Raw genomic sequence first — 13,331 nt, forward strand, 5'->3', positions numbered from 1 at the left:
GGAAGTGAAGGATTATTTTTTTATCGGTCCGATATACTTTCTGGCCATTACCAGGTTGGCATATTTTATATAATGGGAAACACCGGCCGGGCTTTTGTCATCATAAAATTCAATCCAGATATAATTGATATTCAGATTGGCATCTGTTCTCCAACGGAAACCCGGGAACGGAGGATCGGAAGGATTATTGAACCAGGAGTCCGTAGCCCAGTGCCCATTCGGATAACCGGGGCCCCAATGCCCGACCTCCACACCGTCCTGCCAAACACGCAGCTCTCCGTTATAGGCGTTCACCGGGTTGTTCAGTCTGACCATTACTTCGATACACATCCACTGATCCCAGGTAAGATCCCTGGCAGTCGGGCTACCATTCACCATATCATTTCCATAACAGCTGGCACCGCCGTTCCAACTTTTAACATCACCCCAATACAGGTAGGTATCCATGCCAGGCACGGTTACCGGCTCATAGGCAACAGACAGCCTTTTGTCACCCAAACCGCAGAAACCCGCCCGGGGGTCCGTATAATCAACCGAAGGGTTATAACCCCCGAACCAAACGGATTCATGATGGATATACCCTTTGGAGATCAGGGGATATTTTACATAGTACCGGATATAAACCGTACTGTCGAAACCCGGCTTGAATTGTTTGAATAAATGACCGCCATCGTTCTGCTCCCCGATATTGGTCATTTTTATGGAATTCGCCACCTTGCTTCCTTCCGGAATATCGCTGTCCAGGGACATGCCGGCGCCATTCCTTACATCGTTGTACCGGCCGAGGACGGTGGCCAATCCATCACTGAATTTCTCCACATACAGGACATCAGGATCTTTCCCGATACCCTCATCGTTCGGATATCGGTTGGAAAGAGGGACCGGAGGCAGGTCCACAGGAGGATTGCCTGTATTGCTGATATTACTTTTGCAGAAAAAAAGAAGAGTACTACTCAAAAGGATGGCAGATAATTTACCTTTCATATGGTATGCATTTGAGAAAAAGGGTAAAAAAAATCAGGATAGCTAACGGATCTTAAGCCGGTTACCTATCCTGATCGGTATCTTTTTGTTATCGTTATATTGTCTTAATTGATGGGAAACGTTCCTTGTAAAGGATGAAGGAAAGGCAATCCCGGTTTTACATCCCACCAGATCCGGCTCATATAACTATCCCCTTTCGAAAGAAGGGCGGATGCAGCCTTTACATTCGTTTCATTTTTGGTTTGCTCATCCAGGGGGTAGGTTAACCTGCGCGGAATCTGCCCATTCGTGCTACCCAGATCGTTTCCGGTCCAGATCCTGGGATAGCCCGTCCTTCTGAACTCAGCCCATGCTTCCGTACTTTCATAATAATTGCCCAGCCATTTCTGAACGATGATCTGTTCCAGCTGTTCTTCCTGCGTTCCGCTAAGCGTAGCGGCAGGGGAAGCCAGATAAGCAGCAGAAGCACCGGGATCGGCATTATATTGAGCCAGTGATTGGGTAATACCCTGACGGTATAACTGGTTGGCATCCTCGGAAGATAAATTATTCAGGGCCGCTTCTGCCCTGAGAAAGGATACTTCAGCAGCATTCATGACAATAATATCATGAACCGCCGCGCGGAAAAAATAGGGCAAAATGGCCGTTGTGGTTTCCGTATAACCTCCCTGAGTAGAACCCATGGCGATTGGTCTTCCCCGGTAGCCTGACACACCATCTGCGGCAGGAGAAGAAAAAATGGTTAACCTCGGGTCATTCAGGTTCTGCAGATTGTCCGTGGTAGTAAAAGATGCCCATAACGGATATGGATTGTTAGGGTCATCGAAAAGGGGATTCCTGTTGTTGGTATTGGAACCATCGATGGTAGTAAGCAGGGCATTCAATGAATTGTCATCCAGCAAGGGCTGACTTATTACATCCAGAATATTCTGCTTAGCCATGGCCGCATCGACATTCGATACTCTTAGCGCAAGTCTCAACCGCAGGGAATTGCCAAATCTCTTCCATTGGTCCGTCTTTCCGGTAAATAACAGATCGGCATTGCCAAAAGAAGGCAGGGTAGGGTCAGCATCCAGTTGAGCAACGGCTTCCTTCAACTCCTTGAACATATCCGTATAGATATCTTTCTGCGAGTCGTATTTGGGTTGGTTGATTACATTTTTTACATTCTGTGTGGCCTCAAAATAAGGAACATCACCATAGGTATCCGTCAATTGCTGGAAAAGCCACACTTTCCAGATCCTTGCACTGGCATGTTCATTGACCAGTTTGGGATCGTCGGCTGTCAGGCGGATCACTTCAGCCGTGTTGATCAGGTAATCCTTATAAATGGAATTAAAAGGTTCGGACCAGTTGGAATTCTGAAAGATAACCCCCGATCCCTGATTACTGTAATACCCGGAGTACTCCGTAATGATCCCGGTGTTATACGTGCTGAATATGGAGTTTTTCAAAACGGCCGTAAATAACATAGACGGCTTAATGATATCACTTGTCACCAGGGTGGGATCCGTATTTATTTCCTGGAAATTTTTGGTGCAGGCGCCGCCCGCGAACAGGGCAAAGGCTAAAGCTCCGGATCTTAATATTTTTATTGTTGATTTCATCTGTTACTGTTTTATTTTTTTCGGGCCAGATGGATCTTACGATTCATATCGCTCTTTGGTTAGGTCTTTTTTTATCAGAAGGCAACGGACAGATTTATACCAACGCTCCGCGTAGTCGGCATGCTGACGGCCTCGTAGCCCTGTGCGGCGGTTGTTGCGCTAAATGCTGTTTCAGGACTGATCCCCATCAATTTGAATTGCGGATCCCTTTGCAGGTAAAATAAATTCCTGCCTACGATAGAAAGCCGCACGTCTTTGAAGATCTTATTATTTTTTAATAAGGCCCCCAGGCTATAACTCAGCGTCGCTTCACGCAATGCCACATAATCCGCATTGATCACCTGGCTTTCCCCGATGTCGTTCCAGGGACCTGCGCCTGCATAATAATCAGAAGCACCGATCACCAATGTATTTTTTTCAAAATGTCCTGGTGTAGTTTCGATCACGCCATTGGCTACGAGGTTATCTCTCTTCTCCGTAAATTTCCCGGTTCCCTTGGCCATCTGATTTAACTTGGAGTAAGACAGGATCTGACCGCCTTTCCTTACATCGATCAATGCGCTTAGGGCAAAACCTTTATAAGTGAACGTATTGGTCAGCCCGGCCAGGAAATCCGGCTGGATCTTGCCCAATACCACCAGGTCGTCGCCTCGCTGATACTTTCCTTCGCTGGTCAGCAGGATATCTCCGTTTGCATTCCGTTTGAAAGGAAAACCAACAATATTTCCGAACGCCTCGCCGGTCCTGGCCTGGATGCTGGCTCCATAACCCGGATCCAATAAAGTAAGGGCTGTAATACCTGGCGCCAGCGAAACCACTTTCGATTTATTGTTGGAGAAATTCAAGGTGATATCCCAACGGAAATCCCTGGTTTTGAGCGGTGTGCCATTCACGAACAGTTCAATACCCTTGTTCTGGATTTCTCCCGCATTGATCAGCCGGGTGGAATAACCTGTAGTAGCGGAGATTTCCACCGGCAGGATCTGATTGGTCGTAGAGGCATTATAGTAGGTGAAATCGATGCCCAAACGGTTATTCAGGAAACGAAGTTCCGTACCGAATTCATAAGAACGCTTCAACTCATTCTTAAGATTGGTCAGCGGAATATCGCTCCGGATATTACCAAAAGGCTGTCCGTTAAAGGTAGTGCTGCTGCTAACGTCGTAACCAGCCAGGGTCTGATAAGGACTGGCATCATTGCCCGCTTCCGCATAGGAAGCCCGCAATTTGCCAAAAGAAAGAATATCCTTATTCAGATTGAATGCTTCCGAAAATACGAAGCTGGAGCTGATGGAGGGATAGAAAAAGGAAAGATTATTGGTGCCCAGTGTAGAGGACCAGTCATTCCTTCCCGTCACGTCCAGGTAGAGATAATTATTATAGACAAGCTCACCCGCGAAGTACGCCGAATTCATCTGTTTGCGTATCGAATATTGCCGGGGAGATATATTTTGGGTATTGCCGATATAATACAGACCGGGGACATTTAAATTAGAGCCATAGTTCCCGAGGACCTGCTGGCTTCTGTTCAGGTGATTAGCACCCAAAGAAAAAGATCCGGTGATTTTGCTTGCCAGTCTTCCGGCTCCGGAAAGCAACAGATCACTGTTGTCTTCCCTTACATGGAACTGATAATTTTCCACTACGCCGTTAAGGCCGTTGGTGTATTGATTGATCCGGTTAAAACGGGTGTCTGTATAAAAGTCCGTTCCGCTCCTGGCCTGCAAACTCAACCAATCTGTCAGTTTATATTTTGCAGAAAGAAACCCGATGATACGGTCCCTGCTGTCGTTCCCGATTAACTCGTTGATGACCCAGTATGGGTTGTTGGAAACTACGGTATTCTGTCCCCCGCTCTCGTTCTTATAGTTTTTCAACCAATCGATATCTATAAAACGTGGAAGGAGGTTCAGACCCGTCATCGGATTTTGAGAATAGGAATTATTCTGAGGCCGGTTCTTTCCCGCTTGCCTGATATAATTGATCTTTCCGTCCACTGACAACCGGCTGGTTACATTGGAGCTGACCCGCAGGGTAATCGTTTGTCTTTCCAGTTTGGTCTTGGGTATGATCCCCCAATTGTGCATATCAGCAGCAGAGAAACGATAGGTGGTCTTTTCATCCCCACCCGATACGCCAACGGTATTGTTCAGGGTTGAACCGGTATTGAAGAATTTTTTGATATTATCTTCAGGCTGCGCCGTGTAGGCAACAGGTCCTAATTCAGGGAACCGTTCAATAACGATCTGTCTGCCATCCAGCTTACCGCCCCAATCGTCAACCAACCAGCTCGGCCAGGAGGAATAGGTCTGACCATTGATCGTTGTCGTGCCCAGAGAGCTGTAATTTCCATCATATCCCCCGCCCCATGTACTTTGACGGGCCGGTATAACATTCGGCTTTTCAAAAGTGGCGTTGGAATTATAATCCACGCCGGCGCCTTTTCCTTTTTTCCCTTTTTTGGTGGTGATCAGGATGACGCCGTTCGATCCACGGGCGCCGTACAAAGAGGCTGCCGCAGGTCCTTTAAGGACCGTGACATTCTCAATATCGTCGGGATTTATATTTCCGATACCATCGCCATAATCCCTGCCCGAAGCCACCGTAGCGGCATCCAGCGTTTGGTTATCGATGGGAACACCATCGACCACATATAAAGGCTGGCTGTTCCCTGTCAGGGAACTGTTGCCTCTTATCACCACAAAACTCGAACCGCCCACCCCACCGCTGGAAGGGTTTACATGAAGACCGGCAACACGGCCCTTCAGGGAGTTCACGACATTGGATTCCCTGGCTTCCGTCAATTTGGAACCGTCGATGACCTGGGTGGAATAACCCAATGCTTTTTTATTTTTTTCGATACCAAAGGCAGTGACGACCACTTCCGATAACTTGTTGGCATCCTTAACCAGGCTAACCGAAATAGCCGACCGGTTACCTATACTGAAGGACAGGGATTGATACCCTACGGTAGAAAAAACCAGGATAACATTCTTTCCCTGGACGGATAGGGAAAATTTCCCTTTCACATCCGTTACGGTACCTGTCTGCGTACCCTGAATCATAACAGAGACACCTGCCAAAGGAGTTCCATCTCCTTCGGACCGGATCGTTCCGGATACAAGATTACCCTGACCTTCTGCATAACAGGCATAGAGGATCAAGGCAAAGCAGATCGGAATTTGTTTTAAAAGCAGCTTAATTTTCATTAGTCTTCGTTTTGGCGGTTTTTTGTTCTATAGAGTTCCTATTGCAATGATATGAAAGATTTAAAAAGTGTTTTGGTTTCGTTTCCTTATTTATAAAAGTAAGTGTTTATTTTTATTCCAACCAAAAAAGTTTTTAGCTTATTTTCTTTAAATTTCATGGTTAACAGGGTTATTTTTTTGTCAATAACCCTATAATTCGTTGTTTTTCTGACTTGTTTTGCCAGGATAAGGTGACAAAACTCTCCTAAAAATGAAAAGCTGTGTTGAAAAGCTAAAGGATAAGAAGGACTAATAGATAAGAAGAGAAGGAAAGGAAAAGGAAATAAAGGGATGCTCCGGTGAGCATCCCTGTTTTAATATAGTACGAATTTGCGGAGGTAGGGATTATAAATTATATTCTCAGTGGTCAGGATGCTCAATATTCATCTGAAAGGGAAAAGTCGTTTTTCCGGCTCATCCATTTGCCCCCTGTAAAGTCAGGGAATTCGACGGTGGCATTACCCAATTCGATGGAGCTTTCACTCAGCGGCACGACGGCACTCCAGGCTGCAGCATCATAGACGTCCATAGGGGTGGGCGCGTTTCTTTTAACCGATTCGACAAATGCGTGGAGAACAAAATAATCGATCCCTTCATGCCCCGCCCCGCTGGCCTCCCGGCCCCACCTTTTCCACAGGGGATGGTCATATTTATCAAACCAGGTTTGTGCATTGTCCCAGTGTTCGTGATCATAAACGCTTTGCCCTTCTATGAAAATGCCATTGTTCAGGTTCATCCAGATCCCGTTCGTTCCCTGCACACGAAAACCAAGCGAATAGGGACGGGGGAGATTCGTATCGTGTTGCAGGAGGATCGTTTCCCCATTCGCACATTTTAACTGGGTCGTCACGATATCCCCCAGCCTGAACCCTACTTTGGTATTGGGATGGTCCGCACCACCTTTTTTAACGATATAATTGTGAAGACCTCTTGTTTTGGTTGAAAATGAACATAAAGATTCAAAACGATTCCCCCGGTTTATATCGATCATCATGGCAATCGGTCCCAGGCCATGTGTCGGATACAGGTCTCCGTTACGGTGTACGGAGTGATTGGTCCTCCATTTCGCCTCCGAAAATCCTTGCTCTCCAAATTCCGCCCCGCTGTTATAGGGCGTGATACCGTCATTGAATTTCACACCACGTAAATCGTGCTGGTAACCGCCCTGCAAATGGATAATTTCCCCGAACAGGCCCTGACGGATCATATTCAGTACAGCCAGGGTATCCCTGCGATAACAGGCATTCTCCAGCATCATGACATTTGCCCGGTTTGCTTCCGTTGCTTTTACGATATCCCAATGATCTTCCAGCGTGATACCCAGGATGACCTCGGTAGCTATATATTTTATCCCTGCAGCCAGGGCATCCATGATCATTGGTTTGTGCCATTCCCATGGCGTTGCAATGATGACGGCCTCCACCATCTTTTCATCCAGTAGTTTACGATAAGCGTATTGTTCTCCGGTAAAGATCTTTGGCATGGTTTTGCCGGATTTTTGGATCAGATCCCTGCTCATTTGCAACATACGGTTGTCGACATCACAGATGGCCACGATCTCCACATCACTTCGTCGGAGCGCCATGGCCAAGTGAGCCTGTCCTCTCAAACCGGTACCGATGACGGCCAATTTTATTTTCTTTTCATTCTTCCCTCCGGCAAAAGTGCGCAGGGGATCCAGCATGGTCATTCCGGCAGTAGCCAGGGATACATTTTTTACAAAGTCTCTCCGGGTGGTGTTCATGATTTTTTTCTATTTTAGGCTGTGCAATGTTAATTTGTGAATTACTGCCGGGCTAAAAACCGCTGTTTATAAAAATCTTTATACAGTTGCAATTTTAAAAGATAGCCTTCCAGATCCAGTTGCTGCTCATTAATGATCAGATAAGACATGTCTGGTGCGCGGTTGGCAAAATGACGCGCCCGATCCTGCTCGAAAAAATATTTTTTCTTATCCGTGGACAGCCCTTTGGGAAGTTCCGTTCGCTGCCAGACGGTTACCAGTTCATTAAAGACTTTTTCTCTTCTCGCCAATTGCTGTTGTACGATCTTCTCCGCTTTTTCCAGGTGCTCATAAGCCTTTTCGTGACTGAGGAATTGTTGGTTATGGGCGCTTTTTATTTCCAGCTCCAGGGCCGACAGATCCAGCCAGGTGAGAGCCGTATGGCGGATCAATTCAAGGGTAGTTTTAAAGATTTCCATATCCTCCCTGTTCCTGGTATTCAAACCCAGGTTTTTATCCGCGATGGCAATTCCGTTGTTCATTCTTTCCAGGAAAAACCGGGCCGTTTTTACCTGCTGCGCATATTGGGTATTCCAGAAAGGATCATATTCCAATGCATCGCCTCTTGGCAGATCGGGCAGGTGGGTCTTCCCAATCTCTCCCCAGGCCCAAACTTTCCGTTCAAAACTTTCCATATAAAAATAGGCGCCTTCGTTCAGGAGCCGGAACAGCTCGCCTGCCTCCACGACCCCGGGGCCGTAACGATATTTAAAAAAGGTTTCTGTAAATTCAGACAGCGAGGGAGCGGATGAATTCCAGGAATAGGCGGCCGATACGATAAAAGTCAGCATCCAGGCCTGCACCGGCAAACCGGAATCATCCCAGGAGGTACGGATCATACCGTCGTACACTCCTTTGCCCAAATGTGAAGTCAGATAGGTAAATGAATTTTCAAGACTTCCGGTTATTTTTCTCCCGCTGTCATCTTTACGAAAAAAGTAAGGAAGGAATAATTGTTCGATACCCGGATTGGGGTCATAGGCAAATACAGGGTATCCCAGGGCCCTTGCTTTTTTTGCATAGTCAAGCTCAGGCGTCTCATAGGTATACTCCTCCGTCAGGATAATTCCCTTTTGTGGTATGACCTTTTTGGCCGGCTCCCGGCTACTGTTAACGTCTTCCTTATTACTCACCTCCCAGCCCATCGGCTTTTCCCAAACCATCACCTTTCGCCCTGCTTCCTGGAGATGTTTCGCGGATTTGCCGACAAATAAATGGTACAGACCGCTCTTCCCGATCTCTTTTGCTTTTTGGCTGCACTGCGGGCATAATCCCAATTCAAAGGTTTCATCTGATCCGATATGGATATATTCCGATCCCGGTGTTGCCTTGATCGCATCCGCCCAAAGATCGAAGAGCAGCTGGTAGGCGCCATCCTTCAAGGGGCAAAATTCAAAATTCGATGCCGGGATTTCCCGCAGACCTGCATATTGCGGCCATTTTAAAAGAAAGCTGACATGCCCGAGCCCCTGCACCAATGGAACGATTTGAATATGATATTTCCGTGCATAATAGGTGAGTTCCTGCATTTCCTTCATCGTAAAGGCTCCGGGAGCGCCAATTTCCGGATGACTCGGGTATTCGAATTTATCCTCCCACTCCCATACCAGCATATTCACTTTTACCCGGGCCATATCGCGGATAAATCCTTCTACAAACGCACGGGTATCCTGGTGATGTTTCGTATCATAATGTACGGCCCTTGTCTTTGTATCGGGCCAGTCGGCTATCTTCAATCCTTTTATAAATGCGGCAGGACCAATGGAAACACTTTGATTGGCAGTGGTATCCGATACGTCTTTCTGAATAAGCTGAAGGATGGTCTGTACACCATAAAAAAGCCCGGCTTCCCCGGCAGCCCTTAAGATCAGCCGGTCCTGTCCTGCACTTAAGGTATATCCTTCCTCCCCCGTTCTTTTATCAGTTCCTTTCCTGCTCAGGATGATGGATTTGCCGGCAGGAGCATTGCGGAAACCGGTTATTATACCCAGATCCTTGTTTAAATAATCTGTAAGCTGTTTGGCGGCAAACAAGTCATTTTCGGTGGCGTTTTTATCCATTACTATAGTAATCGCCCCTTCCAGCCTAAAATCCGGACCCTCCAGTTTTACTTCCCTGGGATATGGAATCAGGTGAACGCCAGCCTTTGATAAATCACTTTCCTGTATCAGGGAATTTTGGCTCAAAGACGGAGAAACCCGGCAAAGAATGACCAGGAAAAAAATACCGGCAAAAACAACCTTCATAGATATGTATTTAGAGCCCTGAAAAAATAAATTTCAAAACCTTTCAATCTGCTATTAAAATTGGGCTAAAATAGTACTATTTTTCAAATAAATAACTATTTGAAACATTTTAATACTTCAAATGCTTATTATTCAGGGTTATTTTGGCGAAAGTCTGAAGTTATTTTGGCAGAAATCTGAAAATATGTGGAACGGGTCTCATCGCGAGATAACGATCCTGTGTTCCGGCCCGGTAACCCCCTCCCGGTTAACGGCCCGAAAGACCAGTTCGTAACGCTCCTTCTCCAGAGGCAGATCAATGAGGGGTTTGGATGTTTCCCATGCTCCTTTCGCGAGGTCTTTCATTTGGTATTCGTTGAAATTCGGTGTTTCCGAGTATAAAGAAATTTTAGCCCTTCCGCCACCGATCACCACCTGGCTCCTTATCGTATTGGGCGTCCATTCGATGGCCGATGCAGAATCCACATAGATAAGATATTGGGTATTATAGGCCCAATGCGGCTTCCCATCCCATATCCATTTGCGGTTCCCGGAATAATCATCCCGGTAAAAGAGAATAGCGGAACTGGTCTTTGGCCAAATGGAGAACCGGTCGCCATGCTGTTCCCATTCCACCCAGCTAAATGTTCTGGCGAAAGATTCCTTTGACCATCCCTGCTCCTGCTCGCTGTCCACCGCTATTCTGTCAGGGCCTTTCACCATCTGAATATCCGAAGCCTTATTCTTCAGATAAGCAGCACGTACCTCCAGGGCCGATAAGGGGATACCTTCTTTTTCAAAATGATGGTTGTACTTGGCATCCGACAGAAACCATTTGTGATAACTGTTAAGCCATATCTCGTTGATCCCATGATGCTGGTCAGGAAAACCCGGATCTCCCGGCCCCGCCCCTATGCACCGGGTGACATATCCAAATGCATTCATAACGGCATTCTGCACAACCATAAAATGACCGCAATGAAAGCCCTCTCCTTTCAACGCCGTATCTAAAATAAATCCAGGATGCCCCTGCCCGCTATAATCGGGCCGGTTGTTATCGATCTTAATTGTTCTCCTGATCCATTCTCTCAGCAGCAATATCCTTCTTAGTTCATTCGTCTCTTTTTTAACGACCGTGTCCAGCTGGTATTTAATCCGAAGCGAATCAAATTTTGGCAGGGACGTATTTTCCTGCGAAAGGAAAATGGTGTTTGGTTTATAAACCGGGTTCGTTACCTCTTCCAGACGGTAGGGATTTTGTCTGCAGCCGATCCCGGCCAGCAACAAAAAAAGAATACCTGTTTTTTTCATTTTTCCATTATTTTATAGAACCCGGCAGTCGCCGTATCCGAAACCACCCCGCCATCATTTTTATAAATGAAGTAGGCTTCCATTTCCGTATGCCTCTTTAAAAAGAGCAGGGCACTCTTTAAGCCCATTCCCATCAGCGCATTGTCATAACCGTCGGCAGTGATGCCATCCTTCGCCCAAATGGTAACACTGATCAGTTCGTTGAAAAGAGGATAACCCGTATGAGGATCCATTAAATGTGAAATGGTCTTTCCCCCGGCCTGATGAAATTTCCTATAGTTACCCGAAGTAGTAATGGCACCGCCCTTTGGTTGGATGATCCTTTTCAGAATGGGCTGATCACTGCCCAACTGATCAACGGCAGGACTTTCTATCCCGATTTTCATGCGGAGTGCTCCCGGATATTTTCTCCCCCGGGTACGCAATTCCCCGCCCACTTCAACGAGGTAATTCCGGATACCGTTTTTTTCCAGAAAAACTGCGATCACATCCACACTATATCCCTGAGCGATCCCATTTACATCCAGTTTGACACAGGGAAGATCTTTGCGGAGCCAATTTCCCTCCACATGGATTTTTTCGGATCCTACGCAAAGCAACATAGCCCTTATTGCCGCCGAATCCGGGGGATTGGTCAACCTGTCGGGGCCGAATCCCCATGCGTTTACGATAGGGTATACCGTTATATCGGAAATCCCGCCGCTCTCTTTATAGATTTCCAGGGATCTTTGCACAACCGTTCGCAAATGTTCGTCCATGAAAACCCCCGAAACCGCATTATTAAAACGGCTGATCAGGGAATAGGGTTTGTAAATGGACAGCGAGCTGTCTATTTTATCCAGCACACTATCCAGCTGACCCTGCGTGACCATGTTATCCTTTGCATAATAGGTAATATGGTAGGACGTTCCCTGGGCAGGCCCGGTAAAATAAAACCTTCGTAAGGATGGCCGGCTGCCCTGTTTCCGGCCAGATTTCTGTTCCCGCTGCGAAAAACAAAGAACAGGAAGAAGGATAGCGGTTATTATAAACAGCAGCCTACTTTTCAACCATCTACAATTTTTCATTAACAGGCAGTTTTTAGGGAAACTACTTTATTTTTTGTCCAGGTATTGGGGATAGGATAAATAAATTCTGTCGATCTCTTCCATCTGGCCCGGAGAGAGTTTTTCCTCCGGATTCAGGCACCATATTCCTTCCAGTAAACCCTGGCGGCGCAAAACCTCGTGAATTCCTGCAATGCAACCGCGGAAAGTGTTGTTCACATCGAACAGGACCGCATTCATATCCGTTATTTCGATGCCCTTCGCAAGCAATCCCTCTATATCCCCATTATTATTTTGGAGGCATTTATTATTATCTTGGCATTGTTTGATTTCCTGTAAAAGATCTACGGCACTCCTGGTCCATACAGCCCAATGCCCAAGCAACCCACCTGCAAATCTTTTTTCCACTATTCTTCCTTTCACTGAAAACCGGTAGGGAGTCAGCAGATCCGCAACTATATTATCGTCATTCCCGGTATAGAGTGTTATTTCATCAGCCCGGTCCGAATGGCAAACCGCCCGCACTACATCCAGGGTCTGGTATCTGTTGAAGGCCGCCACTTTTATGGCCCTCACATTAGGAATGTCAGCAAATGCTTTCCAGAATTCATAGCTCAATACTCTACCGCCAACAGCTGGTTGCAGATAAAATCCAAATACAGGTATGATCTCTGCAATCGCTTCTACCCGTTGAATCAATTGGGTTTCAGAATAATGCGCCAGTCCTCCCATACTTACCAAACCCAGGTCATATTTATACCGTACCGCCAACCTGGCTTCGCCCAGAGCCTGGTCCGTCGGCCCGCAAATCCCCGCCACTTTTATGAAGGGGCGATTCAAGCCGGCCTTTTCAATCTCCTCCGCAGCCAGCTTCAGCACAGGCTCCAAAAGACCGATCTCCGGTTTCCTGATCTCAAACTGTGTCGTATGTACGCCAACAGCCACCCCCCCTGCTCCGGAAGAGAGATAATAACGGGTCAGGGCGCGCTGCCTGGCCTCGTCTATTTGTAAATCCTCCCGCAAAGCCAACGGGTGCGCCGGTATCACCGTACCTGCCTGTAATAATTCGTAAACGCCGGAAGATTTTCCTGTGGAATGTAGTCCTGTTGATGGCATTTTCTTTAGTA

General features: G+C 46.8%; 8 protein-coding genes. All 8 read right to left on the minus strand.

The window, feature by feature from the left end; all coding sequences use genetic code 11:
* Window positions 1-12: 12 nt before the first annotated feature.
* The 8 genes from ACX0G9_RS07810 to ACX0G9_RS07845 all read right to left on the minus strand — a co-directional run bounded on the left by ACX0G9_RS07810 (window position 13) and on the right by ACX0G9_RS07845 (window position 13,320).
* Window positions 13-984 (minus strand): hypothetical protein, encoded by a 972-nt coding sequence (locus tag ACX0G9_RS07810; protein ID WP_459064314.1) that lies wholly within the window; start codon window positions 982-984, stop codon window positions 13-15.
* Between the two features lie 104 nt (window positions 985-1,088).
* On the minus strand, window positions 1,089-2,591 hold the full coding sequence (locus ACX0G9_RS07815; protein WP_459064315.1) for a SusD/RagB family nutrient-binding outer membrane lipoprotein: 1,503 nt from the start codon (window positions 2,589-2,591) through the stop codon (window positions 1,089-1,091).
* 74 nt (window positions 2,592-2,665) lie between these two features.
* Complete coding sequence (locus tag ACX0G9_RS07820; protein WP_459064316.1) at window positions 2,666-5,800, minus strand: SusC/RagA family TonB-linked outer membrane protein; 3,135 nt, start codon at window positions 5,798-5,800, stop codon at window positions 2,666-2,668.
* A 415-nt stretch (window positions 5,801-6,215) separates the two neighbouring features.
* The gene (locus tag ACX0G9_RS07825) at window positions 6,216-7,583 is read right to left on the minus strand and encodes a Gfo/Idh/MocA family protein (RefSeq protein WP_459064317.1); all 1,368 of its coding nucleotides are present in this window, start codon (window positions 7,581-7,583) and stop codon (window positions 6,216-6,218) included.
* Window positions 7,584-7,624: 41 nt separating this feature from the next.
* Window positions 7,625-9,868, minus strand: a complete 2,244-nt coding sequence (locus tag ACX0G9_RS07830) for a beta-N-acetylhexosaminidase (protein ID WP_459064318.1) — start codon at window positions 9,866-9,868, stop codon at window positions 7,625-7,627.
* Window positions 9,869-10,066: 198 nt separating this feature from the next.
* A complete protein-coding gene (locus tag ACX0G9_RS07835; RefSeq protein WP_459064319.1) occupies window positions 10,067-11,158 on the minus strand; it encodes a transglutaminase domain-containing protein in 1,092 nt (363 codons plus the stop codon).
* Window positions 11,155-12,207: an FAD:protein FMN transferase gene (locus tag ACX0G9_RS07840; protein ID WP_459064320.1), complete on the minus strand. Its 1,053-nt coding sequence runs from the start codon at window positions 12,205-12,207 to the stop codon at window positions 11,155-11,157. Before ACX0G9_RS07840 ends, ACX0G9_RS07835 begins: the two co-directional genes overlap by 4 nt.
* Window positions 12,208-12,252: 45 nt before the next feature.
* Window positions 12,253-13,320, minus strand: coding sequence for a dihydrodipicolinate synthase family protein (locus ACX0G9_RS07845; RefSeq protein ID WP_459064321.1), 1,068 nt, complete (start codon window positions 13,318-13,320; stop codon window positions 12,253-12,255).
* Between the last annotated feature and the right edge of the window lie 11 nt (window positions 13,321-13,331).

It is taken from the genome of Flavitalea flava, from assembly GCF_054461575.1.